This is a genomic window from Undibacterium sp. YM2 (assembly GCF_009937975.1).
GTDB lineage: Bacteria > Pseudomonadota > Gammaproteobacteria > Burkholderiales > Burkholderiaceae_D > Undibacterium.
Genome location: NZ_AP018441.1, coordinates 5,804,546 through 5,830,887, shown reverse-complemented (window position 1 = coordinate 5,830,887; position 26,342 = coordinate 5,804,546). Strand labels below are relative to the sequence as shown.

Sequence of the window (26,342 nt, the reverse complement as noted above, 5' to 3'; positions counted from 1 at the left end):
AAAAAATTATTCCTCAATAAGTGATCGTGCCAGGCGCAAACCTGTCAACTGCCAGCGCGCCGTTGCCGGGAAAAAATTCCGGTAAGTGTTGCGGCTGTGTCCAGCAGGGGTGAAAGCTGAAGAGCCGCGCAAGACATATTGATTGACCATGAATTTGCCATTGTATTCACCCACTGCACCTGCTGCCGGGACAAAGCCAGGGTAGGGGCTGTAGCTGCTGCTGGTCCATTGCCAGCCATGACCAAACAACTGGCTAAGTTGGCCTTCAAGCTCATGTTGCTGTGCTGCATATTCCCACTCAGCTTCAGTCGGCAGGCGCGCCCCTGCCCAGGTCGCAAAGGCACTGGCTTCAAAATACGAGATATGGCCAAGTGCCTGCTGCGGATTTAGCGGCAACAAGCCATGCAGGCCAAACTCCTGCCAGCCTTGCTGGAAATCATAGCGCCAGTACAGTGGATGACGCAGGTCTTGCTGCTGCACCCAGTCCCAGCCTTCAGATAGCCACAGGGCGGAATTCTGGTAACCACCATCTTCTATGAATTCCAGGTATTCTGCATTACAGATCAAACGCGTCGCGAGCTGGAAAGGCTCAAGAAACTGGCGGTGGCGCGGCCCTTCATTATCAAAGGAAAAGCCTTTGCCCTCATGGCCAATTTCACACAGGCAGGCATCATAATCTTGCCAGCTCAGGGTGTCAGAGGCAGGCATGGGTTTGCGCATATCTGTTGCGGGATACAGGGCCGGGAACAAAGGGTTACATGACAGCAGATGCTTGATGTCAGTCAGCATCAGCTCCTGATGTTGCTGTTCATGTTGCATGCCCAGTTCCAGCAGGGATGCAAAATGGGTATCGCTGAGCTTGTCCTGGCATTGCAGCATGCGTTCATCGACATTGCGTCTGTAGGCCAGTACGGTGTCCAGCGATGGCCGTGTCAGCAAGCCACGTTGCGGGCGCGGGTGCTTGTCACCGACACCGTTGTAATAGGAATTGAAGAGTACTCTGAAATCAGTGTGAAAAGCCTGAAAATCCGTTTCAAACTGTTCAAGAATAAAGGTTTCGAAAAACCACGTCGTATGCGCCAGATGCCATTTGATGGGGCTGGCATCTGGCATGGACTGTGCCATGCAATCTTCGGCAGACAGAGGCGCAGCAATCGCGACTGAGCGCAAGCGGATTGCTTGCCAGCGTTCAATCATGCCCGCTTGTTGCAGGTTTTGCCCCGGCTCTGTGAGGGGATCAAGCAGCTTTGGCATGGATAACGGCGAACCATTCATTTTTGTCCGTCCAGTGACAGCTATGGGAAAAACCAGCATCGGCCAGCAAGGCATTAAAGCCCTGTATGCTGTATTTATAGCTGTTTTCCGTGTGTATGTGTTCACCCTTGATAAAATTTCTTTGTCCGCCCGGCCAGTTGACCTGGATATTTTCCCTGGCGCGCAAATGCATTTCTATGCGGGATTTTTCTGTATTGAAAAACGCCTCGTGCTGCCATTGGCTGACATCAAAGTCAGCGCGCAGCAAATGATTGATATGGCGTAACAGATTCAGGTTAAAGGCAGCGGTGACACCCAACTTGTCGTCATAGGCGGCATCCAGCAAGGCCTTGTCCTTGATCAGGTCCACACCTATCAGTATGCCCGCATCATTGTCACAGGCAGCACGTAAATGGCAGAGGAATGCCAGTGCCTCTTCCGGTTCAAAATTACCTATCGATGAGCCGGGGTAAAAGAACAGCCGTTTGTCACGCCTTACTTCTGCAGGCAGTTTCCAGTCCTGTGCCAGATCCAGCCCCAGCGCCGTCATCTCTATGTGCGGGAAGCGCTGCTGCAAGCGCCGTACCGCATCCTGCAAATGAGAGACTGAAATATCGATGGGCACATACTGGTCAGGATGCAGCACTGGGAACAGCCGTGCTGCCTTGGCGCAATTACCCGCCCCCAGGTCTATCAGGCTGCCGCCTATACCAATGACACGCGCCATGTCGGCCATGTGCTGGGTAAAAATTTCTGCTTCAGTACGGGTGGGATAATACTCCGGCAGTACGCAAATCGCTTCAAACAAGACCGAGCCTACCGCATCATAAAAATACTTGGGTGAGGTATGGGCGGCTTCGGCGAGCAGGCCGTTTTCCAGCTCGCGGATGATGTGGGCTGCGGTGCTGCGCACGCTGGCGACGCTGTTGGCAGCGTCAGCTACACTAGTGGATTCGGACATGATGTTGGGGCTAAGAAATTCAATCGGCAGACCAGTGTGATCCTGGTCTGTGCTTGATACTCAATACGGCCTTGCTTTCAGCCCGCCTTATGCAGAGCTTGCCTGTGAGTCTGGTTGTTGACTCTGGTGTGGCACAGTGTACAACTTATTGTTTGAAAAATCTTGAGGTGGTGTTTTTTCGGGTGGTTTTCCTACAAAGTGGGGTAATCTCAATAACGTGATTTCTTTGAGTTTTGCACAGCAGCTTACTTGACTGATATTCGAACCAGACTTTGTAAGAAGTTTACCGAGTCGTAAGCCTTCGATTACCGAAACCCTTATTAGCGTCATTCCAGCATGGGGTTAGCTGGAATCCAGCGGCGTTCGTCGCATACTGTTGCAGCGTCTAATGCTTGATTCGTATTGCTCAAGTCTTTACTTTTCAAATGCATGTACACGTCATTTAAGATTGCAGGCCGGTGATAGACCGGCGGCTACTTACCTTTTTGCTTCGCCAAAAAGGTAAGCCAAAAAGGCGACCCAGGCATAGCCGCCCCCTAAAGGGGGTTCCCGTTTGTGTAGTACAAAAAATGGGAAGGTCCGAAACTCGCCTGCGGCTCAAACAGCGGCCCTTCTTTTTCCATTTTCTGTACCACACAAACGGCGTCTACACATGGGAACTGCAAAAAATCAAAGGCAACGTCAAAAGCAACTTCAAATTCAAAAACAATGTCAACGCGACCATGTTTCATATTGCCAGGATATGAGTCACTTTTCCTCTCAAACATCCATCAATTCAAAATGAAACACCTTACTCACAATCTGCCACCTCCCATCCAGTTTTACCAGCGTTAAAAAATCAGTAAAAAACTTGTTGGCAATCGCGCATTCGACGCGGGCGAAGGCGGTGACCGGGCCTGCCATTTCTAGGGAGAGGATGCGGTCGCGGCGAGTTTCGTTTTTGCTGGCGGGGGCGGGGCGTTTATCGACGACGGGGAAGTATTGCTGCATGTCCAGGTGCAGTAAATGCCCTTCGGTGGCGCAGTAGTAATGGGCTTCGGGGTGGAATACCTGGGCGAGTATGCTGGTGTCACTGTGGTACAGGCCGTCGAAGTAACGGTTCAGCATGGCGATGATGTCGGGATATGCAGTTTCCATTTTTGCCTTTCTTGTTTGAGCAGGGTGGCTGTCAGCCACCCTGTTTTTTCGTGCTGCTAAGCTTGCAACTGACGCAATTGCGTGACTGGTATGCCGCCTACTCCCCAGTTATCAGTATCCACTTCTTCTATGACGACAAAAGTCGTGGCAGGATCCTTGTTGAGTACGCGTACCAGCAAATCGGTGGCACCGGCTATCAGTTCGGCTTTTTGTGCTGCGCTGACATTTTCGCGGGTGACCTGTATGAGTACATAGGGCATGGCTTGCTCTCTTCACTGCTGATGATATCAGGAAGGCAGGCCTTCGGCTTTTAGTGCCGCTTGTACATGCGGCCTGGACTTGACGCTGGCGAGAAATTTTTGCAGGTGGGTAAAGTCACTGATATCAAGGTTCACGTGTTTGCTCCAGCCGCTGACGGTGAACAGATAAGCGTCGGCGACGGTGAAGGTGTCACCGGTCAGGTAAGTGCGGCCTTCGAGGCGGCTGTTAACCCATGCAAATTTCTTGCGCAAGAGTTCTGCGACACGCGCTTTACCTTCGGCAGGCATGTCAGCATCAAACAGTGGTGCGAAGGACTTGTGCAATTCTGAGCTGATGTAGTTTTGCCACTCAAGCACACGGTAACGTGCGAGGCCGGATGCTGGCAGCAGATCGCGGTTTTCTGCGCGTTCGACGATGTACTGGGCAATGATGGAGCCCTCGGTCAGTATCTCGCCATTATCAAGTTCTACCGTGGGCACCTGGCCTTTGGGATTGATGCTGTAGAAGTCCAGGCCATCGGCAGTTTTATGAACATAGGTATCGACTTTTTGCAAAGTGAAATCCAGGCCAGCTTCACGCAGGATGATGTGTGGGGACAAAGAGCAGGCACCTGGGGAGAAATAGAGTTTCATGGGTTTGGCTTTCGATAAAGGTTGACTGGCTGAACTGCCATGATGGGCAGGGCGTGACGGCATACTATGCCAAACGAAATAGTTGATAAACTAGGCGAAAGTTACTTTATAAATTACATGGTGTAATGTGAATCGACATTTTGCGGATGTGTTGCTGGGCAGCATAGAATTGTTTTGCCTGGCTGCAGAGCTGGAAAGCTTCAAGGATGCAGCCAATGCGGCAGGCCTGACGCCAGCTGCTGTCAGCCGTTCAATCGCCAGACTGGAAGAACGCATAGGTGTACGCCTGTTTGTACGCACCACGCGGCAATTGCGGCTGACCGAGGCTGGGCGTGCGTATTTTGTGCAATGCCGCCAGGCGCTGAACCAGTTGGTAGAGGCTGAGCGTGAAGTGTCCGGCCAGCAAATGCAACCGGCTGGCCTGGTACGCATCAGCATGCCCACGCCTTACGGGCATTACCGGGTGCTGCCCCTGCTGGCAAAATTCCGCCAGATGTATCCGCTGGTCAAACTGGATTTGCAACTCAGCAACCGCAATGTTGATCTGACCGCCGATGGCTTTGACCTGGTCATACGTGGCCGTAACCCGCCGGATTCAGGCATGATTGCGCGCCGTCTTGAGGATACCGAGATCGTGGTCTGTGCCACGCCAGAATACCTGCAGCGTTTTGGCGTGCCGACCAGGCTGGAAGACCTGGACAGGCATGAATGCCTGCAATTTGTCTTGCCCAGTGCCGGGCAAAATATAGTCTGGATATTCAGGCGCGATGGCGTGGATGTCGATTGGCCGACCAAAGGTGGGCTCACCTGCTCTGAAGATTTGCTGGGCATCATCACCCTCGCAAAAAATGGCGCAGGATTGATGCAATCTTCGCGCTTTATGGTCGAAGAGGACTTGCGGGCTGGCCGCATGGTCGAAGTGCTGCAAGAATTCAAAGGGCGCACCCGGCCATTTTCATTACTCTACCCGCGTGACCGTCATCTGCCCTTGCGCGTCAGGGTGTTCATTGATTTTCTGGTGGCAGAGCTGGCGCAAAATTAATATCCACTTGCCAGTTCACAACTTGTTGTATGACCCAGCCCGCATCATCGAGTGGCAAGTCATGGCCTGCCGTGGGATGCAAGTGCAGAGGGCAATGCCATAAGCCTGCCAGTTTGCGTGAGCAAGCTGCATTGACGAGCTTGTCCTGCTCACCTGCCAGCAAGAGTAGCGGAACTTTATCCGAATATGGCGGCGCACGAAAACGCATGGCGGCCAGTAATTGCCGCAGGATATTGTCCACGCTAATAGGCTTTTCCTGCGCATATGCAGTCCAGCGCTTGATAATTGCTTTGACCTGTTCTGCAGTTTGCAGATTGCTGGTGATGCGCAAGATCAAGCGTTCGCGCTGCTCGCTTGAGCCAAACAGCATGGTCGTAATCAATGCCGGATAATTTGCCGGTCTCAGCCTGTGATAAAAGGGATTATGCGGTGCCACGCTGGTATTGATCAGCACCATGCGTTGCAAGTCATCCGGGTACCGGTCTGCCCAGGCCAGCGCCACCATGGCACCCAGCGAAACTGCCAGTACATGCACAGGTCCTGCTACCCCTTGTACCTGTAACTGCCGGTGGCAATGATCTGCCATTGTGGCTACCGTGGTCAGGCTATGCTCGGCATGTAATTGACCATTGCCAGGGAAGTCCAGGCACAGCACACGCTCCGCCCCAACAGCTTGCTGGAAGTGTGCAGGAAAATCTCCCCAGTGCCTGCTCTCGCGCATGAGACCGCGCAATAATACCCAGGTCGTCATGGCCGGTACCAGCGTGCTACAGCACGCTCTTGCAAACGCAAGCGGGTAGGGCCCTGCGCCAGCCATTGCGCATGGCCGCAAGTTGCCCGCATCAGAAAATCCAGCCAGGAATTATGCCTGCGCAATACCCGGCTCAGCCTGTGCTGCGCTACCGGGTTGAACATGCCATGCCGCGAAAATAACTGACGCGGGTTTTTCTTGACCCATAGCCAGGATCCCATTTCCAGCGTCAGTGGCAAAAAGGTCTTGCTGCTGTCCTGCTGCGCCTGCAGGTAGAGGTAATCCCAGATATCGCCATGGGTGCGGTATTGCAGGCTTTGTGGTTCAAACAGGTAGGAATGATTGGGGTGGGTCTGCTCGAATAATTCTTCCAGCGCCAGAATGTCAGCCAGATGGTCGATGGGATGCACACTGTGCGCATGCGGAAACCAGACGCGGTCACGCAAGCCAAATCCCGAGTGGCAATCTATCGCCATGCTGAAAGGGCGGGCCAGCAATTCCTGTTGCACGGTGCGGCACAGCGCCAGGTTCTCTGCTTCCATCTCTGCGCCGGCAGCACCGCGATACCAGGGCAGGCGCGGGCTATAGCGATGTCCACCGAGCAGGAAAGGCACCTTGTCTTGCGCTTCGACTGGCGCATTGCGCATCAGATCAACACCACTGGGGTTGCAACGCGTTGACTGCCACATGCCGCCGGGATTGATCAATGGCATGAACACCAGGCGCACATCCTGCAACATATGTTGCAGGCTCTTGTCCCAGGAAAGCCGTGTCAGCAGGCCGCGCAGGAAAGTCAGCAAGACTTGCGTGCCTATGCGCTCCAACCCATGTATGCCACCAAAAAAACCGATGGCGGGCAGGCTGGTATCAGGGTTACCTAGCGCCAGTTTATACACAGGGAATTGCCTGCTCTTGACCGCGACCTCGCACAAGACATCGACCTCCAGCTGTCCACGGCCAAGGGCGATGATGCGTTCCAATTCATTCAGTTCAGGCAGTGCAGACATGGCGCGTGCTTAAAAGTTAACCACGCCATGCTAGAGGAGCTATACGCAGAATGCAAGAAGGATGGGGCTTCGGGGGCGAATTGGTCATTTATGACCAACAGATGACAAACTTTTCAAAGCAGCTTTATGCAACTGACCACACGCCGGTTTTCAAGCATAGCTGGAAATTTTCTGTATTGTCGATATAGTCTTCTTTGCCATCGCTCAAGATAATTTGCTTTCCACCAGACACTAAAATTTTGCCATCTTTGAGTTTTGCCTTGTGATGGCTGATAAAGCCAGGCTTGTCGCCCGTAGTGTCAAACCGACTGATTTGCAGTGATTTCGTATCCAGTTTATAGACAGGCGTAAATCCTGCAACCCGTGTTTCTGGATAGCCTAGTCTGCCGATGATGTATATGTCTTCATCAACCAGTGTCGCCGTGTGAAAATCTGTTGGAGGGAATATCTCGGCAGAGTAACTGTAGATGTTGATGTTGCCATTCTTTTCAAAGACGCAAACATCGTTGTAAATGCAAAAATCGGGATCGTAAAAATCTTCATGCTCACCACCGATTTCTATGATGCGGCCATCGGGCAAGATAGTAGTTGTTCTGCCAAAGCGCTGATAACACCAGATGATGTTGCCATCGTGGCTGCCTTCATCATGAAACATTTCATTTGCACGCCATGCAGAAGCGCCGGAGCGTATCATCGCCAACCAAAAGGGTTTATTGGTTTTTATGGCGTTACCTGTACCGAATTCTCTGTATCTTCCATTGAGATAATCATCTTTTGGTACGACAGGTGAAGCATTGTGTTTTATTCCCAGCAAATTTGCATGCATTTGGGAACTGATGTCGTTGATGTCTTCGCCACATTTGACCAACAGATCAACGATATCCAAATTCTTTGCCACTCGAATTGCTCGATAAGGAATGTGATTGCCTTTAGAGATATCAGCACCTCGTTCAAGCAGAAATTTTACGCAGTCAGTCAGCCCAAGTTCTGCCGCCAGGATTAAGGGTGTATTAAGATGATTGTCAGTGGCTTCAATACTGAATCCCTCCTCAAGCAACCATGTCAACATAGGTATTTGATTTGTCTGGACCGCATATTGAGTCGCATTTCTACCACCAAAACCCACCGCTTCTCTATTTGCGCCAAGTTTGAGCAATAGACGCGCTTTTTCAATGTCACCAAGAAGAGCCGCAATTAAAAATGGTGTGCGCGACAAAAAATCTGCCGTCTCCAGATCACCTGTTTCTTCGATTTTTTGCTTCAGGCTCGCAGTCGTTCCGAATGCGACTTCCTGCATGACATCTGTCCAGTTAAGCTCAGATTCTTTGGCGCCAGCATCCAGCAGCAATTTGACCACGTCAAAGCGACCATTGTAGGACAACACCCTTAGTGCTGGTTTCTCACACTCGGCTATGTGATCAGGGCCCGTTTCTTGAGCTATTATCTGTTTTACTTCTTCGATTAAGTTGGCACTATTGTTATGTATGGTACGTAACAGGACCGGAGTTTTTATTGGCTCAAATCTTCGCATGGGTAAGCACTGGTCCAAAAGACCGGCATTAACAAGATTGATGTGATCATTCGATTTGTTTTAGGGAACTTTTCATCTCAACGCACATCTCTTTATGAAAGCTGACGGTATGTCATTCGAAGTCAGATTATCACATGCTTTATCCGCGTGAATTAAAACAGGAGTTTGTTTTGTCTAATAATTTGCAACACATCGCAGCAGATGATGAGGCTTACTGGTCAGATATCCGTGACCAGTACACCGTTTCGCCAGATTTCATCAATCTCGAAAACGGCTATTTCGGCGTGCAGGCACAGCCTGTGTTTGAAGCTTTCCAGCGTTATCAGGCGCAGGTGAATGCCGAGACTTCGTATTTCTTGCGGGTGCGTTATGCGCCTATGTTTGTGCAAGTCATGCAGGCGCTCAAGGATTTTTGTGGGGTGGATGAGGGCGAGCTGGTGCTGACCCGTAATCTGATTGAGGGCATGAATATTCTGTTGCAAGGTTATCCCTTGCAGGCGGGTGATGAAGTCATCCTGGCTACCCATGATTACGATCTCGTCATCGATACCCTGCTGATGCTGGAACAGCGCAAGCAGATACAACTGCGGCATTTGCAATTGCCTTTCGACCCTGCCAGTGATGAAGAAATCGTGGCCCAGTATGAGCAGGCGATTACACCCCGAACCAAACTGATACTGGTCACCCACATCGTGCACAGGACAGGGCAGATCATGCCGATTGCCAAGATCACGGCCATGGCGAAACGTCACGGTGTTGATGTCATGGTTGATGCGGCGCATTCCTTTGCTCATCTGAACTATCGCATGACCGAGTTGGGGGCAGATTTTGTTGCGGTGAATTTGCACAAATGGCTGGGTGTGCCGCTGGGCGTGGGCATGCTATATATACGCAAGAACCGGGTCGCGGATATTGCGCCGCTGTTTGGCAATGCCAAATTTGCCGACAATGAGATTTTCAAATTCACGCAAGTCGGTACGGTGCCGCCAGCAAATATCCTGACGGTGCTGGACGCGCTGCAGTTTCATGCATCCATAGGTTCGGCCAATAAGGAAGCGCGCCTGCGCTACCTGACGCAATACTGGGTCAATCAGGTGCGTGGCCTGCCCGATGTGCGCATCATGACACCGACGGACCCGCAACGCTCGTGCGCGATTGCCGGTTTTGGTATCGCAGGCAATTCTGGTCATGCGATTGTTGATTACCTCATGCGCGAACACAAGATATTTACCGTCACGCGCGATCTGGATGGGCATGACATCGTCAGGGTGACGCCGCATTTATATACCAGCCTGGAAGACCTCGACAAGCTGGTAGCAGCGATCAAACAACTGACGCAAGCCTGATCGCGGCGGGATGTAGTCGCAAGGAAGTAAAGAAATAATTTCCAGTTTACAGGATTTAAATATCCTATATAATGGAAATTATGGATATCAATACGATTATTGCCCGCAGGGTGCGTGACTTGCGCGATCAGCAAAAACTGTCGCTGGATGCGCTGGCCAAGCGCAGCGGCGTCAGCCGTTCGAATATTTCGCTCATAGAAAGAGGCGAGAGCAGCCCCACTGCAGCCGCGCTAGACAAACTGGCTGTGGGACTGGGGGTGACGCTGGCGTCCCTGTTTGAGGACAGCACGCCTGCTGCCGCGGCTTTGCCAGTCTCGCGTCTGGCCGAGCAGGTGTGCTGGACTGATCCTGCTTCCGGCTATATGCGCCGCAATCTCTCCCCCGGCCTGCCTTCGCCTCTTCAACTAGTCGAAGTTGAATTCCCGGCGGGACAAACCGTGCGCTACGACAGTTTCCATCGTGATGTCGATATACAGCAGCAAGTCTGGATAATGGCGGGCCAGATGCGTCTCTCCGTTGGGGAGCAGGTTTGGGACTTGCAGACTGGCGATTGTCTTTCCATGGGCCTGGATAAACCTATCACCTTCCATAATCCTGGAAAAATCGCGGCACGTTATCTGGTGGCGCTGTGCAAGTAGCAGTCTCTTTCAGTTTTCAACTCATGGAGTAAATCATGTCTGAGCAAGTCCACATCCAGATTCTCGATGCCGCAGCAGCGCAGGCAAATGTAGCTGCATTGGCCGAGGTATTGACGGACTGTGTAGCCGGTGGTGCATCTGTCAGCTTCATGTGGCCTTTGCCGCGCGAACGTGCGCTGCAATTCTGGCAGGGCGTGGCTGAAGGCGTGGCGCGCAAGGAGCGGGTCTTGCTGGTTGCCCGCGATGACAGCGGCGATATCCTGGGCACGGTACAATTGATCACGGCTATGCCAGACAACCAGCCGCACCGTGCCGATGTCGCCAAAATGCTGGTGCACAGAAAGGCGCGTCGCAAAGGCATTGCACAAGCCCTCATGGCGGCAGTTGAACAAGCCGCCAAAACCGCAGGCAAGTCTGTGCTGGTGCTTGATACCGTCACAGGTGGCGATGCCGAACGCCTGTATGAGCGCGCAGGCTGGCAGAAAGTGGGCGTGGTACCCAATTATGCCCTGATGCCGGATGGCGAATTTTGCGGGACGACTTTTTTTCACAAGCAGATTCAGTAGATAAAGCGGAGTAAAGCAAATGCGCATCGCAGTGATTTCAGATATACACGGTAATCTGGCCGCTCTGGAAGCAGTTACTGCCGATCTGCGCTTGCGTGCTGTTGATCAAGTCGTCAATCTCGGTGACAGTCTGTCTGGCCCCTTGTTGCCAAAAGAGACGGCAGATTTTTTGATGGCGCAAACTGGCTGGATACATCTGGCAGGCAATCATGAACGCCAGATACTGGAATTGAATGAGCGCTCAGGCTCTGGCGATGCGTATGCACACCAGCAAACCACAGCAGAACAAAAAGCATGGATGGCGGGTTTGAAACCAGTGCTGCAACTGAACGCAGAAGTCTTGCTCTGTCATGGCACGCCAGCCAGCGACAACACCACCTTGCTGCAGGTGGCCGACAGGAATGCCACTGCGCAAGAAGTGCAGGACAGACTGGGACCGCAAACTGCAGCCGTTATCGCCTGTGGCCATAGCCATGTTGCCCGCAGTGTACGTACGGCGGTAGCGCAACTCATCGTCAATCCTGGCAGTGTTGGTCACCCTGCCTACGAATATGATTACCCTTACCCGCACAAGATAGAGTCAGGTTCACCCGATGCGCGTTATGCCATCCTGGAAAAGAGGCAGCATGGCTGGACAGCCAGCCTGATCAATGTTCCGTACGCCTGGCAACACATGGCAGAACTTGCGGCCTTGCGTGGGCGGGCAGACTGGGTGTGTGCCTTAAGTAGTGGCTACATGAACGGATAAATATGAAAAAACAAGAGACAGCCCTGATCATCATCGACATGCAACGTGGCATGGCCGACCCCAAATCTGGACGCAGGAATAACCCGGATGCAGAAGAAAATATACGCCAGTTGCTGGCAGCATGGCGTGCGGCAGGCAGGCCTGTTGTGCATGTCAGGCACATGTCGCGCTCACCCGCTTCAGTATTCTGGCCAGGCCAGCCAGGCAATGAATTTCAAGAGAAATTACTGCCTTTGGTCAGTGAATATGTAGTCGAGAAAAATGTGACGGATGCCTTCGTCAATACGGGTCTGGAGCGCTGGCTGCATGTAAGAGGTATCAAGGAGCTCGTGATCGTCGGTGTCAGTACCAATATGTCTGTCGAGGCAACGGTCCGCAGTGCTGGTAACCTCGGTTTCAACACCACGGTAGTGGCTGATGCCTGCTTCAGTTTTGACAGACTGGATTTTCTTGGCAAACCACAGACGGCTGAAGAAGTGCACATCAATGCGCTCAGCAATCTGCAGGGTGAGTATGCGACTGTGCTCAATACGGCAGTCCTGCTGGACTAAAGACACTGTCTGACATGCGCTGCGGTAATTTACGCTGAATATTACCGCTGCCACCACCTACCCCAAAACCCAAAAATTTCATAAAATGCCCGCACTGCCGCATGGGTCTGCGGATTAATTTACTGTATGGGAACTACCATGGCGATGGATGTCATAGATTATGAAATTTTTGGCGACGATATGCAATTCGTCGAAGTCGAACTCGATCCAGGCGAAGCTGCCATAGGTGAAGCCGGTACCATGTTCTACATGGAAGACGACATACAGATGGAAACCATCTTTGGCGATGGTTCTGCCGGTCAGACTGGCATCTTTGGTAAATTGCTGGGTGCCGGCAAGCGCCTGGTCACAGGCGAATCCCTGTTCACCACGGTCTTCATGAACGGTGGCGTGGGCAAGCGAAAAGTCGCCTTTGGTGCGGCTTATCCTGGCAAGATCATCCCCATGCATCTGGATCAGCTCGGTGGTACCCTGCTGTGCCAGAAAGATGCCTTCCTTTGTGCTGCCAAAGGCGTGTCACTGGGTATCGCCTTTCAAAAACGTCTGGGTGCCGGTTTCTTTGGCGGCGAAGGCTTTATCCTGCAAAAACTCGAAGGTGACGGCCTGGCATTTGTGCATGCCGGTGGTGCCATCATAGAAAAGACCCTGCATCCTGGACAAACCCTGCGCGTCGATAGTGGCTGCGTGGTGGCGTTTACCCAGGAAGTGGATTTCGACATCAAGTTTGTTGGCGGCGTTAAAACAGCCTTGTTCGGCGGTGAAGGCATATTCTTTGCCCACCTGCGCGGCCCTGGCAAAGTCTGGCTGCAATCTCTGCCTCTGGCACGTCTGGCTAACCGCATCGTCGGCGCATCAAAAATTGGTGGCAGCCAGGGCGGTGAGCAAGGCTCGGTACTTGGTGGTCTTGGCAATTTGTTTGAAAAAGAATAAACTGCTTTCTTTATGAAACTTGGCCCGTTTGTGCTCTGTACAAGCGGGCTTTGTGTTTTTGGTGGAGTAAATACACTTCATCGGAACTAAATTCGGCTTACTCCTGTCTATCTTGCAGCTTATAGCGTATTACTACTTTGATTCAATAAATTTACCCAGGTTGCCATGCTTAAAAAATTACTCGCCTTGTCCTTTATACTTTCCAGCCAACTCGCCATGACAGGCTGTGCGGTTGTCTATGACTTGGGACAAGACTCCAACCAGCGACAATGTGAAAAACTGCAGGACTGGAACGAACGCAAGACTTGCCTGCAGCAAAACAAGACTAGCTACGAGCAATATGAAAAACAGCGCGAAGACTTGCGCACCAAGGGTACAGAGAAGAAATAAGACAGGAGCTTATGGCGGTAGCGAGGCAAACATCAGCCGCACAACAGCTCCTGACAAAGTAGAAATCAAGCAGAGATTAATTTGCTGTTGTTGCTTGTGCTTCCATATTTTGCATCAAGGCCGCCTCATTAAAGGATTCACAGCATATTTCGCTGGAAGTGCGTGAGCCGTAATGGGTGATGAATTCATCAAAGCTGCCGCTTTGCGTGCTCTCCATCTCTGCCTGCTCCGCCAATGATTTTTCTGCCATGCTGGTATACAAGGCCAGTTGCTCTGGTGCGGGTGGGCGGGCGCGGAATTCTTCTGCCAGCAGCGTGCTTTGCTGCAGGGCGAACTGAGTGAAAGAATTATTTGCGGCGCGTATCGCATCAAGCACTTTGGCTGAAGGCGTCAGTTCGGGGTGGTGCAGTTTTTCAATCTGCACCTGCATGGCCTGCGCATGGCTGCCATCACCACGTTGTGCATCGAGCAGTGCTGCTACCGGCGCGATACGTTCCAGTAATTCCTTGCCCCAGTCCTGTAGTGAAATGGCTTCGCCTTGGCGCGACAGCATCAGGCCGGGGCGGCGGCCTTGTTTGACGGTCAGCGCAAAATTCTCGACATTTTCATCGCCTTCAACCTGATTCGTCAAAGGGCTTTCTTCCAAAGCACAGAACAGCAGGAAGGCATCGAGGAAACGTGAAGTTTCGAGGCTGATGCCCAGCGGGTCAAAAGGATTGACGTCCATGCAGCGCACTTCTATATATTGCACGCCACGTGCGCACAGGGCTTCCACTGGACGTTCACCAGTCTTGATGACACGTTTGGGTCTGATAGTGGCATAAAACTCGTTCTCAATTTGCAGTACATTGGTATTGATCTGCACCCATTCACCGTTTTGCCTTGTACCTATTTTTTCATACGCTGGGTAGGGTTGGCGTACTGCCAGCGACAGGCTGCGCATATATTCCAGCAAGGTGTTATACGGTGGTACCAGGCCGGACTGGGCATTGTTCTGGTAACCCAGATCACTCATGCGCAGGCTGGTCGCATACGGCAGGTACAGGGTATCGTCTGATAAAGTGTCCAGTTGATGCGGGCGGCCACGCAGGAAGGGTGTCGATAGCGCAGGCGAGGCGCCGAACAGATACATCAGCAGCCAGCTATAGCGATGGAAATTGCGTATCAGGGCGATGTAACTCTCGGATTGCACATGTTTGGCACTGCCCTTGCTGCCTTCTGCCTGCTGCAAGACTTTCCACAAATCTTCAGACAAGGAATAGTTGTAGTGTATGCCCGCGATGCATTGCATGCTTTTGCCATAACGCAGGGCCAGGCCGCGGCGATAGACGTGCTTGATCATGCCTATATGCGAATTGCCATACCAGGCGATAGGGATGTCTTTTTCTTCCGGCAGGCTGCAAGGCATGGATTGATGCCACAGCATTTCATTGCCCATGACGGTATAGGCAAAACGGTGGATATTGTCGAGTTCTTCCAGTGCCGTAGCAATGTCTGGCTCAGCCGGGGTGATGAACTCCAGCAGGGATTCAGAATAATCCGTCGTGATCTGTGGATTCGTCAAGGCAGAACCCAGTGCCGGTGAATGTGGTGTCAAGGCCAGCTTGCCATCGGCATTCACGCGCAGGGTTTCTCTTTCTATGCCACGCAGGCCACCGGCCAGCAGCGGGCGGTTTGCATCACTATCGAGTAGTGCCAGGCGTCGGTTTAACAGAGTGCTCACGGTGTCTTCCTTCAGGATTTTGTTGTCTTTGCAATCAGATTTGCAAAAAATATCGAGCAAGCATAGCCGAAAAATGAAAATGGCATACGACACCGCTCAAATTACATATATGAAAACTTTTTTAGTTTATAACAGTCTCATGACCAGCTGGTTTCAAGGTCAACGAAGGCCAATCAATCCCGCATTGCAGCAATGAAAGAAAAATTTCCTTGTTTTGTTGGCATCGCTTTAGAATGCCCTAATTAATTTCATACAGGAGTTGAAGTGTCTATCAAAAAGATGTCTGTACTCATGTCAGCCAGTGTACTTGGTCTGGCAACTTCCGGTCTGGTGCTGGCCGCTGAGCCCACACCAGGCTCTTCTCCCGTGCCGCCCGTGGCAGCTAAGGTCAAATGGCAGGAAACCCGGCATGGCGAGGTCGTCACTGACGATTATCGCTGGCTGCAAAAAAAAGAAAATCCTGAGGTCATCGCCTACCTGAATGCGGAAAATGCCTATACCGAAGCACTGACTGCAGACATCAAGCCCCTGTCGGAAAAACTGTATGCAGAAATCAAGGGCAGGATGAAAGAGGTGGATTTGTCCGTACCTGTGCGCCGTGGCAATTACTATTATTACTCGCGTACCGAGGCGGGCAAGCAATATCAGCTATATTGCCGCCGTCGTGCAGGTTCTGACATGGCTTATGACGACAAGGCCACAGAAGAAATCCTGCTCGATCAGAATGAAATGGCCAAGGGGCAAAAGTTCTTTGCTGTTGGTGGCAGCTCCATCAGCCCGGATGAGCAATTGCTGGCTTATACGACAGACACGGTGGGTTATCGCCAGTACCAGTTACAAATCAAGAATCTGCGTACCGGCGAAATACTCAGCGACAGCCAGCCACGTGTGACGTCAATGGCCTGGGCTGCAGATAACAAGACCCTGTTCTATGTGCAGGAAGATGCCACCACCAAACGCTCAGACCGCCTGTTCCGCATGGAGATAGGCAAGCCGCCAGTAGAAGTCCTGCATGAGGCCGTCGAGCAGTTTGACCTGCAAGTCGGTACCACCCGCGACAGGAAGTTCATCGTTGTCAATATCCATGCCACTGATACCAGTGAAGTCATGCTGTTGGCGGCAGATAAACCGCAAGAAAAATTCCACAGCGTACTGGGTCGTGATAAAGGCCACCGCTATCATCTGGAACACCGCAATGGCGATTTGTATATCGTCACTAACAAGGATGCCAAGAACTTCCGCGTTGTGCGTGCGCCGCTGGCGACACCGGACAGCAAGCACTGGCAGGAAGTGGTCAAGCATGATCCTGAGGTACTGGTCTTTGGTGCCGACCTGTTCAAGGATTATATGGTCGTTACAGAAAAGACCCAGGCCCTGAACCGTGCCCGCATCTATGATTTCAACAGCAAGCAATGGAAAACGGTTAAATTTGATGATCCGGTTTATCTTGCGATAGGCGGCGGTACGCCGGAATTTTCTGCCACCCGTTTCCGCATGTCGTATCAGTCTCCCGTGACGCCACCTACGACACTGGATGTGGACATGGCGACTGGCCAGCGTTATGTGCTCAAACAGCAGGAAGTGGTGGGTGGCTATGATGCCAGCAAATATGAGAGCCGCCGCCTGTGGATGACTGCCAGGGATGGCGTCAAGGTGCCACTGTGGGCCGTGTATAAAAAGGGAGTGAAACTGGATGGTTCTGCTCCCTTGCTGTTGTACTCTTATGGCAGCTATGGCATATCAACCGAAGCGACCTTTGCCTCCAGCCGTCTGAGCATGCTGGACCGTGGCGTTATTTATGTGCAGGCGCATATACGCGGTGGCCGTGACATGGGTGAGCACTGGCATGAAGATGGCATGCTGATGAAAAAGAAAAACACTTTCTATGATTTCATCGACAGTGCTGACTACCTAATCAAACAGAAATGGACCAGTGCAGACAGGCTCATCATCCAGGGCGGCAGTGCCGGTGGTTTGCTGATGGGGGCAGTCGTGAACATGCGTCCTGACTTGTTCCATGCCGTGCATGCTGCCGTGCCCTTTGTTGATGTCATGAACACCATGATGGACGCCAGCTTGCCCTTGACCACGGGTGAATACCTGGAGTGGGGTAACCCGAATGAAAAACCGGCCTACGACTATATGCGCAGCTATTCACCCTACGACAATATCGCGCGCAAGGCTTATCCAGCCATACTGGTGACCACGGGCTTGAATGACAGCCAGGTCATGTACTGGGAGCCCGCCAAATACGTGGCCAAACTGCGTGATTTCAAAACCGATAAAAATCCTCTGCTGTTGAAAACCAATATGGCAGCAGGGCATGGTGGTGCATCAGGCCGTTATGATGCCCTGCGTGAAAATGCATTCAATATGGCCTGGATGCTGTCGCAATGGGGTATTAAAGAATAATTGCCTTGTCATTAAGCTGGACTCCTCCTGCATGATGAGTCCGGCTCCAGTCTGTTGAAAAAATAAGGAATGAGTCATGAACTTCGCTTACACCATTATCTACGTCCCTGACGTTGCCGCATCGCTGGCCTTTTTTGAAAAAGCCTTTGGATTTGCCACCCGTTTCCTGCATGAGTCAGGCATGTATGGCGAACTCGATACCGGTGCCACGACGCTGGCTTTTGCTGCACACGCCATGGGCGATATGAATTATTCCTGCGGTCATGTGGCTGCACACAGCTCAGAAAAACCGCTGGGCATGGAGGTCGCATTTACTACTACAGACGTGGCTGCTGCCCATGCGCAGGCAATTGCTGCGGGTGCCCAGGAATTGTCTGCCCCGGCTGAAAAACCCTGGGGCCAGGTGGTATCTTATTTGCGTTGCCCGGATGGCAGTTTGGTGGAATTGTGCACGCCCATGGGAGGGTGAGACTCACCATTGCTGCCATCATTGCAGCCCTCTTTTTGTTTAAAAAGCAGGGCTGCTATTCCCAGGAAAAATATTTCTTGCGCAGCTTTTGTACCGTGCCATCTTTATGTAAAACTTCATAGGCTTTGCGCCAGGCCCGTTCTTCATCTTCACTGACATTCATGGAACTGGCCATATACAGTTCGGCGCTGCCCATGTTCAGACCTGTGCTGAAATCTTCCAGGCGGAAGCCATATTCTTCTATCGCTGATGTCATGATGGCATAGCCGGAATACACGGCATCCAGGCCACCCAGTTGCAATAACTTGAGCAGGCTCTGGTAGTCTTTTTCATACTGGATATTACGGAAATTCTGGGCGTGCAAATCTTTTTCCAGCGAAGAGCCACGCACTATACCCACACGCAAGCCGCGCAACTGTTCCAGCGTTGCGTTTTCTATATTGACACTGCCAGAGCGCTTGCCAAAAAAACGGTTAGGCGCTGTGCCCAGATGTATCAGCCATTTAAAACTGCTTTCACGGTCTGCTGTCCTGTCCAGCGGGAAGACGCCATAATTCTGACCTTCCTTGGTCATCTTGATTGCCCTGACCCAGGGATAAATACTCAGATCGGGTTTGCGCCCCAGTTGCGCAGACATCGCCGCAATCAATTCATAGACGTAGCCTTGCGGTACATTATGTTGTAACCACAGATACGGAGGTAATTCTGCAGAGACCCATTTGATTTGCCCTTCGGCAGCGGGCTGCGCCTGACTGGGCAGGTTGAATAGCAAAGCAAGCAGGAAAATGAATTTTCTCATCTCAGTCCCATACTGCAAATGTAGCCCAATATAGCTTGATGCAGCCATTTTTTGGTCGCTTTACCAAGCTTGCAAGTCTGGGAAAAAATCATGTTCCCAGAGAAATTCCAGTATTCAGGCTATGGCCGGGCTGGTCAAGCGAATTTTTATCACTTTGGCTGATTTTTTCTGCCAAATAAGTGTCCAGAAAGAGAGTAATTTGCCATTTGTATTTTGCCTGGAATTGTCTATAACAATGATTAAGGCAGTTGCACATCCTGTCGTTTTTTCTGCTGGAGATTGTTGTAAAACCAAGATGGTCAGGCAAGCTTGAACAATAGGCCCGGCAGATCTTGCAAGCGACCCGGCAGAGCATACGATGCTTGCTGTCTTGTCCCCTGACCATGGTGGTCACCGCGATATTCTCGCAACTGCCTCAGTGCTTTCTTACCTTGATGGAGATAGTCATGAGACGCAGACTGTATTTCATGTTGCCTGATCTGGCCAGCGCCAGGGCCATGCTCGATGAACTTTTACTTGCACGCATAGATGAGCGACACATGCATTTTTGCGCCAGGGAAGGCACGCTGCCAGCCGATATGCCGGAAGCCAATTCTTTCCAGAAAACTGACCTCATACATGGTGCCGAAGTTGGCATGCTCATCGGCGGTATCGCTGGTTTGCTGGCTGGTGGACTGTGGCTCATCTTCCCGCCCGAAGGCATGGAAATGCGCATACTGGCGGTACTGGTCTCTGCAATAGGTGGTTCGCTATTTGGCTCCTGGGCATCCGGCAAGGCAGCCAAGTCCATACCCAGTTCCAGTCTCCAGCCTTTTATGGACGACATAGACAGCGGCAAAGTCTTGCTGATGGTGGATGTGCCCTTCAAGCGGATAGCAGAAATCCAGCAACTCGTCAGTAATCGTCATCCTGAAATCCGCTTCGGCGGTGTTGATCCGCATGTGCCGGTATTCAGCTAATGGAGTAGTTACAGGGCTGTTCTCTTCATGCACGCACCTTGTCCTTTGCGGCCAGGGTGCGGCATCTTTGTTCCTCCAAAACGACCTGCTTGCATAAGCGCCAATTCGGCATACAATGACTGGTTTTTAGACAACATTGCTGAACATGACAGTGAATGCCCTTGAGTTGCACAAGCTGTGCAAGAACTTTGGCCGCCCAGCCGTAGAGAACCTGAACCTCACCGTGCGTCGTGGTGAGTTATATGCCTTGCTGGGCCCCAATGGTGCGGGCAAGACCACGACATTGCGCATGGTGGCAGGGCTGATCTCCCCCGATTTTGGCAGCATCCATATACTGGGACAGGAACTGGCTGCCGACCCTGCACTGGCCAAGAGCAAACTCGCTTACCTGCCTGACGACCCCATGCTGTACAACAAGCTCAAGCCATTTGAGTACCTGGAATTTGTCGCTGGCCTGTGGGGTGTCCCGGCAGAAGTCGCCGAACCCAAGGCGCGTGAATTGCTGGAATGGCTGGATTTATTGAAGCACACAGATGAACTGACCGAAGGTTTCTCGCGCGGCATGAAGCAAAAGCTGGCGCTGGCCGGTGCTTTGATACACCAGCCTGAGCTCATCATTCTCGATGAACCTTTGACGGGTCTGGACGCCGCTGCTGCCAGACAGGTCAAGGATGTCTTGCTGAACCATGTCAAACAGGGTGGCACCGTTATCCTGACGACGCACATTCTGGACGTGGCAGAACGCCTGGCAGAGCGCATAGGCATCATACAAAACGGCAAGCTCATTGCTGAAGGTACGCTGGAAGAATTGCGCAACCAGACCAGCCAGACTGCGGGCACACTGGAAGAAGTCTTTTTGCAATTGACGGAGCCCGCATAATGGCGCGTGTCTTGCAATTCAAACCAGGCAGTGCCGCCTGGTTGCTGGCGCACGAGTGTCGTCTGGCTTACTACGATATGGGCGAAAACAAGCCTGGCCGCAAGGCGGCGCGTGGCATGTCTGCATTTAGCATGTGCTTCCTGGGTTTCATGTATCTGTCTGCCCACTTTGGTGTCTGGCTGCTCATGCGCAAGATGCCAGCCTTGCAAGATGCGCTGCCAGCACCCTTGCTGATTGGCGCAGGCCTCGCCATGCTGGTGATTTTCAGTTTCATGCTGTCGCTGGGTTTGACACGCAGTGTGCGGGCGCTATTCGAGCGTGGCGACCTGGATTTGCTGTTGTCGTCGCCGCTGTCATCAAAGACCATATTCAAGGTCAGGCTGACCGGCATTATCTTTTCTGTAGGCATCTGGTTCTTTGCCTTGCTGACACCAGTGGCGAATACAGGATTGATCTTGGGTCAATGGCGCTGGCTGGGTATTTATCCTGCCTTGTTTGCCATGGCTGTACTGGCTGCAGCTCTGTCGATGTTGCTGACTCTGGCGCTGGTCAAGAGCCTGGGAGTACGCAAGACCAAGACGGTAGCACAAATCCTTGGTGCCCTGACTGGTGCAGGCATGTTTATTATCACCCAGTTATTCGGCAACCTCGGCAAGGACATGCGTGAAGGTGTGCTGAAGCATATCCTGCCCTGGTTCCAGCCCGGTGGCATGCTGGATGCAGACAGCATCGTGTGGATACCTGCCAGGGCTTTCTTTGGCTCACCAGGTGCCATAGCAGGTTTCTTGCTCTTCAGCGCCCTGATTTACTGGCTGACAGCACAGTCCACTCACAAGTTTTTTATCACAGGCGTTCAACAGGCCGTTGGACAAGTCCGCAAAGCCGTCCCTCAGGGGCAGGAGCAGGGTAAGGCAGGGCATGCCACCCACTTTGGCCGCAGTCTGCGCAGTACCATCATATTCAAGGAGTGGCGTCTGATAGCGCGTGACCCTAACCTGATTTCCCAGGTCTTGCTGCAATTACTGTATATCGCTCCCTTGTTCTTTTTGATTTTCAAATCCAAAGCGCTATTACCAGGTGCCGCATCCGGTCTGGTGTTCCTGGCAGCCTCGCTGGCCGGTTCACTGATCTGGATCATTATCGCTGCGGAAGATGCGCCTGACCTGTTGCAGGCAGCGCCAGTCAAAGGCAGTTTCATCCTTAGCAGCAAATTGCTGGCGGCAGTCCTGCCGGTATTGATGCTCATTTTGCCTGCGCTGTTGTGGCTGCTGTTGCAACAATATTTGCTGGGCCTGGCCGTCATCGCCTGTACCCTGGCAGCAATGCTGAGTTCGGCGCTGATCCACCTGTGGCAATCCAAGCCAGCCAGCCGCGCCCAGTTCAACAAGCGCGGGCAGACGCAATTGATGGCTAATCTGCTTGAGGCTGCCACCAGTTTTTCCTGGGCCGCCTGCGTCTTTGTCGGCATGCAATTTGGTATCTGGGTATTTGCACCTATTGCCGTTGCCACACTGGCTCTGGGTGTCGCCTGGTTTAGCCGTATTGAACGAAATCTGTAATCATCAGTCTATTATCATCAGTTTATTATTGGTCTGTTTTTAGCTTCTTTCTGGCTTCTTTTTGCTTCATTGCTGAGTACCTAACAACCTGGGAAATCTCTTACCATGCCTGTGTTCACGAAGAAACGCGTTTTTGTAGCCCTTGCCGTACTGCTGGTTGGCGGTGCTGTCGCCATGTACTATCAAAAGCAAAACAGCAAGGCCAAGGAAGAGGAACCCAAGTACAAAACTGCTGCCGCTGACAAGGGCAATATCACCCAGACTGTCACGGCCAGTGGCACGCTCAATCCTGTGGCGTTGATCAATGTCGGCTCGCAGGTATCTGGTACCGTGGTGGAACTGAAGGCCGACTTCAATGACCGCGTCAAGCAAGGTCAGGTCTTGCTGAAGCTCGACCCCACCATTTTCAATGCCCAGATCAAGCAAAGTGAAGCCAGCCTGGCATCTGCCGAGGCATCAAAGCGCCTGGCACAAGCCACGCTGGAACGTAACCAGAAGCTGGTCACACAAAACTATATCTCTGGCACCGCCATGGACCAGGCCAAACGCGAAGTCGAAGTGGCGGATGCCAATATCAAGCTGGCACGTGCCCAGCTTGACCGTGTCAAGGCTGACTTGAATAACAGCGTCATACGTTCGCCCATTGATGGTGTCATCATCAAGCGTACCATCGATATGGGGCAGACTGTAGCAGCGTCTTTCCAGACGCCCAACCTGTTCCAGATTGCGCGTGACCTGACCAAGATGCAGATCGATACCAGTGTCTCGGAAGCCGATGTCGGCTTGCTCAAGGACGGCCTGCCTGCGCGCTTTGTCGTTGATGCCTATCCTGACCGTGAATTTGAAGCCAAGTTGCGCCAGTTCCGCCTCGCGGCGAATGTACAGCAGAATGTGGTCACCTATAACGTGGTGCTGGATGTCGATAACAAGGATGAATTGCTGAAACCCGGCATGACAGCGCAGGTGCGCCTGGTCGTTGGCAGCCGTGAAAACGTGGTGCGCATACCTACCGCTGCGCTGCGTTACAAGCCCAGCGAAGAAGAGCAGGCCAAAGAAGCCAAGGCACTCAAGGACAAGGAAAAAAATGCTAGCGGATCAGCTGCTGCCTCAACTGCCGCCAGTGCCAATCTGCCAGCACCGGATGTCGATGATGACGTGGCTTTCCGTACCAAAAAAGACCTGACCCGCACCTTCAAACTCTACAAACTCGATGACAAGAATCAGGCCAAAACTGTCGATGTCAAAATCGGTTTGTCGAATTTTAAATATACCGAAGTCATTTCCGGTGATTTGAAACCTGGTGACAAAGTCATTACCCGCGCACTGGATAAAGCCGGGGCACGCTGATGAGCGATACCCTGATAGCGATACGCCAGGTGACCAAGAGTTATTTCTCTGGCGGCGTAGAAACCAAGGTCTTGCATGGCATAGATGTGCAGGTGCCGCGCGGCGATTTTCTGGCCGTCATGGGCCAGTCCGGCTCCGGCAAATCCACGCTGATGAATATACTTGGTTGTCTTGACCAGGCCAGTAGCGGTTCTTATCTGCTCAATGGGGTTGATACCCTGAGCCTGTCGCGTGCTGAACTGGCAACCATACGCAACCGCACTATCGGTTTTGTATTCCAGAGTTTCAACCTCATCAAGCGCATGAGCGTGGCAGAAAATGTCGCCCTGCCTTTGATCTATGCTGGAGTCGGGCGTGACAAGGCACACAAGAAGGCGCTGGTGGAACTCGAAAGAGTGGGGCTCAAGGAGTATGCCAAACGCCTGCCGAATCAATTGTCTGGCGGCCAGCAACAGCGCGTGGCGATTGCCCGCGCCCTGGTCGCTGATCCGCCATTGATACTGGCAGATGAACCTACCGGCAACCTGGATACCCAGACCAGTGAAGACATCATGCGTTCACTACAGCAATTGAATGCCGACCGTGGTATCACAATCTTGCTGGTCACGCATGAGCCGGATATTGCAGCCTATAGCAAACGCCTGGTACGGCTCAAGGATGGTCATGTTTTATACGATGGTCCGGCAGCAGAAGGCTTACGCCAACTGGCAGCCTCGCATGCCGAATACTCAGAAGCACAGGGAGGTAGCAAATGAATTTCCTCCAGGTTTTTATAGAGGCATTCCGCTCCATGAATGCCAACCGCTTGCGCACGGCCTTGACCATGCTGGGCATTATCATTGGTATTACCTCGGTCGTCATGATGCTGGCCGTTGGCGAAAGCGCGAAAAAATTCATCGCCAAGGAGCTGGAAGTACTGGGCAGCAATCTGATGATTATTTCACCAGGCGCGAACCGTACCCAGGGTGTACGCGCCCGTACCGGTACTGCGCCTTCGCTGTCGGTAGAAGACGCATTGGCCCTGAATGACTTAAGCAGCCTGAATGGTGCCGCGCCTGCCTTGCAAGGTTTTTTCCAACTGACGGTGGGGAATGATAATTCCAATAATGCCGTGCTCGGTGTCACGCCAGAAATGTTCAAGGTGCGTAACTGGAAAGTCGATCAGGGCAATGAATTCAGTGATTCTGACATCCGTGGTGCGGCACGCATGGTCATCATAGGCAAGAAGCTGGCTGATCAATTTTTTTACAAGGACAACCCCATAGGCCAGTTCGTGCGCATAGACAATGTGCCCTTCCAAGTGGTTGGCGTCTTGCAGGGGGAGGGGCGCATGTTTGATGGGGGTGATCTTGGTGAGATGGTGCTGATCCCGATTACTTCTGCCCGAGCCACGCTGATGCGCAGCCCTTTCCCGCGCAATGTGCATTATGTCGTGGTGCAGGGCAAGAGCGACAAGCAGTTGAAAGACGCAGAAGAAGACATCAAGGACATGTTGCGTGACCGCCACCATATCAAGTCTGGGCAGGAAGATGATTTCCGCATCGATAACCTGGCCTCGATAGCCGAGACTGGTGCCAAGATCAGTGCCGGGCTGGCTGCGATGCTGGGTGCCATTGGTGCTATCTCACTCATCGTGGGCGGCATAGGCATCATGAATATCATGCTGGTGTCAGTAACGGAACGTACCCGCGAAATAGGCATACGCATGGCGATAGGTGCCAAGCCGCGTGATGTGTTGTTGCAGTTCCTGACCGAGGCTGTGGTGATTTGTCTGGTCGGCGGCATCATAGGCATTTTGCTGGCGATGGCGGGGGCGGCGGCGATTACTTCTACCGGCAAACTCGAAGTCGTCATCGGTTTGCAAGCCATGGTAGTGGCTTGCGGCTTTTCCAGCTTTGTTGGCATCTTCTTTGGATTCTATCCGGCACGGCGCGCTTCACGTCTATTACCCGTTGATTGCCTGCGCTATGAGTGATACATGTTGACGACTAACAAATGATAAAAAATAGGGAGTAACGAGCGATGAGTTTACTAGGCAATATTTTGTGGTTGATACTGGGTGGCTTTGTTACTGGCCTGGCATGGTGGTTTGCAGGCCTGATTGCGTTTATCAGCATCATAGGCATACCCTGGGGCAGGGCCTGTTTTGTCATAGGCCAGTTGAGCTTCATGCCTTTTGGTAAAGAAGTCGTCAACCGTGCCGATGTCAGCGGGCAGGAGGATATAGGTACCGGGGCACTGGGCATGATAGGCAATATCATCTGGTTCATCTTTGCCGGTATCTGGCTGGCCCTGGCCCATCTGATGTCTGCCCTGTTTTGCTTTGTCACCATCATAGGCATACCGTTTGGCATACAACACCTGAAGCTGGCAGCAATTGCCATCGCGCCTATAGGCAAGACGGTCGTGGATAAATAAAGCCAGAACAAAAAAACAAAAAAGCTCAGGA

28 protein-coding genes are annotated in these 26,342 nt (G+C 52.2%); 17 read left to right on the top strand and 11 right to left on the bottom strand.

Annotation, left to right across the window (positions count from 1 at the left end; genetic code table 11):
- Nucleotides 1-6 precede the first annotated feature (6 nt).
- The 6 genes from egtB to gstA all read right to left on the bottom strand — a co-directional run bounded on the left by egtB (nt 7) and on the right by gstA (nt 4,245).
- A complete protein-coding gene (gene egtB / locus UNDYM_RS26805; RefSeq protein WP_370529413.1) occupies nt 7-1,275 on the bottom strand; it encodes an ergothioneine biosynthesis protein EgtB in 1,269 nt (422 codons plus the stop codon).
- Nucleotides 1,238-2,215, bottom strand: coding sequence for an L-histidine N(alpha)-methyltransferase (gene egtD / locus UNDYM_RS26800; RefSeq protein ID WP_162043876.1), 978 nt, complete (start codon nt 2,213-2,215; stop codon nt 1,238-1,240). The genes egtB and egtD overlap by 38 nt, the downstream gene beginning before the upstream one ends.
- A 536-nt stretch (nt 2,216-2,751) precedes the next feature.
- Nucleotides 2,752-2,946, bottom strand: a complete 195-nt coding sequence (locus UNDYM_RS26795; RefSeq protein ID WP_162043875.1) for a hypothetical protein — start codon at nt 2,944-2,946, stop codon at nt 2,752-2,754.
- Between the two features lie 28 nt (nt 2,947-2,974).
- A complete protein-coding gene (locus UNDYM_RS26790; protein WP_162043874.1) occupies nt 2,975-3,352 on the bottom strand; it encodes a nuclear transport factor 2 family protein in 378 nt (125 codons plus the stop codon).
- Nucleotides 3,353-3,408: 56 nt separating this feature from the next.
- The gene (locus UNDYM_RS26785; RefSeq protein WP_162043873.1) at nt 3,409-3,612 is read right to left on the bottom strand and encodes a 4-oxalocrotonate tautomerase family protein; all 204 of its coding nucleotides are present in this window, start codon (nt 3,610-3,612) and stop codon (nt 3,409-3,411) included.
- A gap of 27 nt (nt 3,613-3,639) precedes the next feature.
- Nucleotides 3,640-4,245: a glutathione transferase GstA gene (gene gstA / locus UNDYM_RS26780; protein ID WP_162043872.1), complete on the bottom strand. Its 606-nt coding sequence runs from the start codon at nt 4,243-4,245 to the stop codon at nt 3,640-3,642.
- A gap of 127 nt (nt 4,246-4,372) precedes the next feature.
- Between gstA and UNDYM_RS26775 the strand changes: the two genes are divergently transcribed.
- The gene (locus UNDYM_RS26775; RefSeq protein ID WP_162043871.1) at nt 4,373-5,287 is read left to right on the top strand and encodes a LysR family transcriptional regulator; all 915 of its coding nucleotides are present in this window, start codon (nt 4,373-4,375) and stop codon (nt 5,285-5,287) included.
- On the opposite strand, the gene UNDYM_RS26770 is transcribed toward UNDYM_RS26775, so the two are convergent.
- The 3 genes from UNDYM_RS26770 to UNDYM_RS26760 all read right to left on the bottom strand — a co-directional run bounded on the left by UNDYM_RS26770 (nt 5,250) and on the right by UNDYM_RS26760 (nt 8,576).
- Nucleotides 5,250-6,038 (bottom strand): alpha/beta fold hydrolase, encoded by a 789-nt coding sequence (locus UNDYM_RS26770; RefSeq protein WP_162043870.1) that lies wholly within the window; start codon nt 6,036-6,038, stop codon nt 5,250-5,252. The genes UNDYM_RS26775 and UNDYM_RS26770 overlap by 38 nt on opposite strands.
- A complete protein-coding gene (locus UNDYM_RS26765; RefSeq protein WP_162043869.1) occupies nt 6,035-7,045 on the bottom strand; it encodes a M14 family zinc carboxypeptidase in 1,011 nt (336 codons plus the stop codon). Before UNDYM_RS26765 ends, UNDYM_RS26770 begins: the two co-directional genes overlap by 4 nt.
- 124 nt (nt 7,046-7,169) lie before the next feature.
- Nucleotides 7,170-8,576 carry an ankyrin repeat domain-containing protein gene (locus tag UNDYM_RS26760; RefSeq protein WP_162043868.1) on the bottom strand — a complete coding sequence of 469 codons (1,407 nt, stop codon included), beginning with the start codon at nt 8,574-8,576 and terminating at the stop codon, nt 7,170-7,172.
- A gap of 170 nt (nt 8,577-8,746) precedes the next feature.
- On the opposite strand from UNDYM_RS26760, the gene UNDYM_RS26755 reads away from it, so the two are divergent.
- The 7 genes from UNDYM_RS26755 (at nt 8,747) to UNDYM_RS26725 (ending at nt 13,745) form a co-directional block, all read left to right on the top strand.
- Nucleotides 8,747-9,922, top strand: coding sequence for an aminotransferase class V-fold PLP-dependent enzyme (locus UNDYM_RS26755; protein WP_162043867.1), 1,176 nt, complete (start codon nt 8,747-8,749; stop codon nt 9,920-9,922).
- 80 nt (nt 9,923-10,002) lie between these two features.
- Nucleotides 10,003-10,560, top strand: coding sequence for a helix-turn-helix domain-containing protein (locus UNDYM_RS26750; RefSeq protein ID WP_162043866.1), 558 nt, complete (start codon nt 10,003-10,005; stop codon nt 10,558-10,560).
- Nucleotides 10,561-10,595: 35 nt separating this feature from the next.
- Nucleotides 10,596-11,126, top strand: coding sequence for an N-acetyltransferase (locus UNDYM_RS26745; protein ID WP_162043865.1), 531 nt, complete (start codon nt 10,596-10,598; stop codon nt 11,124-11,126).
- Between the two features lie 19 nt (nt 11,127-11,145).
- A complete protein-coding gene (locus UNDYM_RS26740; protein ID WP_162043864.1) occupies nt 11,146-11,874 on the top strand; it encodes a metallophosphoesterase in 729 nt (242 codons plus the stop codon).
- 2 nt (nt 11,875-11,876) lie between these two features.
- A complete protein-coding gene (locus tag UNDYM_RS26735; RefSeq protein WP_162043863.1) occupies nt 11,877-12,425 on the top strand; it encodes a cysteine hydrolase family protein in 549 nt (182 codons plus the stop codon).
- A gap of 138 nt (nt 12,426-12,563) precedes the next feature.
- Nucleotides 12,564-13,355 carry a TIGR00266 family protein gene (locus UNDYM_RS26730; protein ID WP_162043862.1) on the top strand — a complete coding sequence of 264 codons (792 nt, stop codon included), beginning with the start codon at nt 12,564-12,566 and terminating at the stop codon, nt 13,353-13,355.
- A gap of 165 nt (nt 13,356-13,520) precedes the next feature.
- Entirely contained in the window at nt 13,521-13,745 is a 225-nt protein-coding gene (locus UNDYM_RS26725) for a hypothetical protein (RefSeq protein ID WP_162043861.1), read from the top strand.
- A 76-nt stretch (nt 13,746-13,821) separates the two neighbouring features.
- On the opposite strand, the gene gshA is transcribed toward UNDYM_RS26725, so the two are convergent.
- The gene (gene gshA, locus UNDYM_RS26720; RefSeq protein ID WP_162043860.1) at nt 13,822-15,468 is read right to left on the bottom strand and encodes a glutamate--cysteine ligase; all 1,647 of its coding nucleotides are present in this window, start codon (nt 15,466-15,468) and stop codon (nt 13,822-13,824) included.
- A 264-nt stretch (nt 15,469-15,732) separates the two neighbouring features.
- Here gshA and UNDYM_RS26715 point away from each other — a divergent pair, with 264 nt between their 5' ends.
- Nucleotides 15,733-17,880 carry a S9 family peptidase gene (locus UNDYM_RS26715; protein ID WP_232063611.1) on the top strand — a complete coding sequence of 716 codons (2,148 nt, stop codon included), beginning with the start codon at nt 15,733-15,735 and terminating at the stop codon, nt 17,878-17,880.
- A gap of 76 nt (nt 17,881-17,956) precedes the next feature.
- The gene (locus UNDYM_RS26710) at nt 17,957-18,349 is read left to right on the top strand and encodes a VOC family protein (RefSeq protein ID WP_162043859.1); all 393 of its coding nucleotides are present in this window, start codon (nt 17,957-17,959) and stop codon (nt 18,347-18,349) included.
- Between the two features lie 55 nt (nt 18,350-18,404).
- On the opposite strand, the gene UNDYM_RS26705 is transcribed toward UNDYM_RS26710, so the two are convergent.
- A complete protein-coding gene (locus UNDYM_RS26705; RefSeq protein WP_162043858.1) occupies nt 18,405-19,148 on the bottom strand; it encodes an ABC transporter substrate-binding protein in 744 nt (247 codons plus the stop codon).
- Between the two features lie 446 nt (nt 19,149-19,594).
- On the opposite strand from UNDYM_RS26705, the gene UNDYM_RS26700 reads away from it, so the two are divergent.
- The 7 genes from UNDYM_RS26700 (at nt 19,595) to UNDYM_RS26670 (ending at nt 26,311) form a co-directional block, all read left to right on the top strand.
- On the top strand, nt 19,595-20,107 hold the full coding sequence (locus UNDYM_RS26700) for a DUF1269 domain-containing protein (RefSeq protein ID WP_232063610.1): 513 nt from the start codon (nt 19,595-19,597) through the stop codon (nt 20,105-20,107).
- 145 nt (nt 20,108-20,252) lie between these two features.
- Nucleotides 20,253-20,987, top strand: coding sequence for an ABC transporter ATP-binding protein (locus tag UNDYM_RS26695; RefSeq protein WP_162043857.1), 735 nt, complete (start codon nt 20,253-20,255; stop codon nt 20,985-20,987).
- Nucleotides 20,987-22,546 (top strand): hypothetical protein, encoded by a 1,560-nt coding sequence (locus tag UNDYM_RS26690; protein ID WP_162043856.1) that lies wholly within the window; start codon nt 20,987-20,989, stop codon nt 22,544-22,546. The genes UNDYM_RS26695 and UNDYM_RS26690 overlap by 1 nt, the downstream gene beginning before the upstream one ends.
- Before the next feature lie 105 nt (nt 22,547-22,651).
- Nucleotides 22,652-23,893 carry an efflux RND transporter periplasmic adaptor subunit gene (locus UNDYM_RS26685; protein ID WP_162043855.1) on the top strand — a complete coding sequence of 414 codons (1,242 nt, stop codon included), beginning with the start codon at nt 22,652-22,654 and terminating at the stop codon, nt 23,891-23,893.
- Nucleotides 23,893-24,648: an ABC transporter ATP-binding protein gene (locus UNDYM_RS26680; protein ID WP_162043854.1), complete on the top strand. Its 756-nt coding sequence runs from the start codon at nt 23,893-23,895 to the stop codon at nt 24,646-24,648. The genes UNDYM_RS26685 and UNDYM_RS26680 overlap by 1 nt, the downstream gene beginning before the upstream one ends.
- A complete protein-coding gene (locus UNDYM_RS26675; protein ID WP_232063609.1) occupies nt 24,645-25,868 on the top strand; it encodes an ABC transporter permease in 1,224 nt (407 codons plus the stop codon). The genes UNDYM_RS26680 and UNDYM_RS26675 overlap by 4 nt, the downstream gene beginning before the upstream one ends.
- 47 nt (nt 25,869-25,915) lie before the next feature.
- Nucleotides 25,916-26,311 carry a YccF domain-containing protein gene (locus tag UNDYM_RS26670; protein ID WP_162043853.1) on the top strand — a complete coding sequence of 132 codons (396 nt, stop codon included), beginning with the start codon at nt 25,916-25,918 and terminating at the stop codon, nt 26,309-26,311.
- Nucleotides 26,312-26,342 lie beyond the last annotated feature (31 nt).

Excerpts from the sequence above, each read along its gene's own strand:
- egtB (WP_370529413.1), bottom strand. The coding sequence starts at position 1,275 with ATGAATGGTTCGCCGTTATCCATGCCAAAGCTGCTTGATCCCCTCACA.
- egtD (WP_162043876.1), bottom strand. The coding sequence starts at position 2,215 with ATGTCCGAATCCACTAGTGTAGCTGACGCTGCCAACAGCGTCGCCAGC.
- UNDYM_RS26795 (WP_162043875.1), bottom strand. The coding sequence starts at position 2,946 with ATGAAACATGGTCGCGTTGACATTGTTTTTGAATTTGAAGTTGCTTTT.
- UNDYM_RS26790 (WP_162043874.1), bottom strand. The coding sequence starts at position 3,352 with ATGGAAACTGCATATCCCGACATCATCGCCATGCTGAACCGTTACTTC.
- UNDYM_RS26785 (WP_162043873.1), bottom strand. The coding sequence starts at position 3,612 with ATGCCCTATGTACTCATACAGGTCACCCGCGAAAATGTCAGCGCAGCA.
- gstA (WP_162043872.1), bottom strand. The coding sequence starts at position 4,245 with ATGAAACTCTATTTCTCCCCAGGTGCCTGCTCTTTGTCCCCACACATC.
- UNDYM_RS26770 (WP_162043870.1), bottom strand. The coding sequence starts at position 6,038 with ATGACGACCTGGGTATTATTGCGCGGTCTCATGCGCGAGAGCAGGCAC.
- UNDYM_RS26765 (WP_162043869.1), bottom strand. The coding sequence starts at position 7,045 with ATGTCTGCACTGCCTGAACTGAATGAATTGGAACGCATCATCGCCCTT.
- UNDYM_RS26760 (WP_162043868.1), bottom strand. The coding sequence starts at position 8,576 with ATGCGAAGATTTGAGCCAATAAAAACTCCGGTCCTGTTACGTACCATA.
- UNDYM_RS26750 (WP_162043866.1), top strand. The coding sequence starts at position 10,003 with ATGGATATCAATACGATTATTGCCCGCAGGGTGCGTGACTTGCGCGAT.
- UNDYM_RS26745 (WP_162043865.1), top strand. The coding sequence starts at position 10,596 with ATGTCTGAGCAAGTCCACATCCAGATTCTCGATGCCGCAGCAGCGCAG.
- UNDYM_RS26740 (WP_162043864.1), top strand. The coding sequence starts at position 11,146 with ATGCGCATCGCAGTGATTTCAGATATACACGGTAATCTGGCCGCTCTG.
- UNDYM_RS26735 (WP_162043863.1), top strand. The coding sequence starts at position 11,877 with ATGAAAAAACAAGAGACAGCCCTGATCATCATCGACATGCAACGTGGC.
- UNDYM_RS26730 (WP_162043862.1), top strand. The coding sequence starts at position 12,564 with ATGGCGATGGATGTCATAGATTATGAAATTTTTGGCGACGATATGCAA.
- UNDYM_RS26725 (WP_162043861.1), top strand. The coding sequence starts at position 13,521 with ATGCTTAAAAAATTACTCGCCTTGTCCTTTATACTTTCCAGCCAACTC.
- UNDYM_RS26710 (WP_162043859.1), top strand. The coding sequence starts at position 17,957 with ATGAACTTCGCTTACACCATTATCTACGTCCCTGACGTTGCCGCATCG.
- UNDYM_RS26705 (WP_162043858.1), bottom strand. The coding sequence starts at position 19,148 with ATGAGAAAATTCATTTTCCTGCTTGCTTTGCTATTCAACCTGCCCAGT.
- UNDYM_RS26700 (WP_232063610.1), top strand. The coding sequence starts at position 19,595 with ATGAGACGCAGACTGTATTTCATGTTGCCTGATCTGGCCAGCGCCAGG.
- UNDYM_RS26695 (WP_162043857.1), top strand. The coding sequence starts at position 20,253 with ATGACAGTGAATGCCCTTGAGTTGCACAAGCTGTGCAAGAACTTTGGC.
- UNDYM_RS26690 (WP_162043856.1), top strand. The coding sequence starts at position 20,987 with ATGGCGCGTGTCTTGCAATTCAAACCAGGCAGTGCCGCCTGGTTGCTG.
- UNDYM_RS26685 (WP_162043855.1), top strand. The coding sequence starts at position 22,652 with ATGCCTGTGTTCACGAAGAAACGCGTTTTTGTAGCCCTTGCCGTACTG.
- UNDYM_RS26680 (WP_162043854.1), top strand. The coding sequence starts at position 23,893 with ATGAGCGATACCCTGATAGCGATACGCCAGGTGACCAAGAGTTATTTC.
- UNDYM_RS26675 (WP_232063609.1), top strand. The coding sequence starts at position 24,645 with ATGAATTTCCTCCAGGTTTTTATAGAGGCATTCCGCTCCATGAATGCC.
- UNDYM_RS26670 (WP_162043853.1), top strand. The coding sequence starts at position 25,916 with ATGAGTTTACTAGGCAATATTTTGTGGTTGATACTGGGTGGCTTTGTT.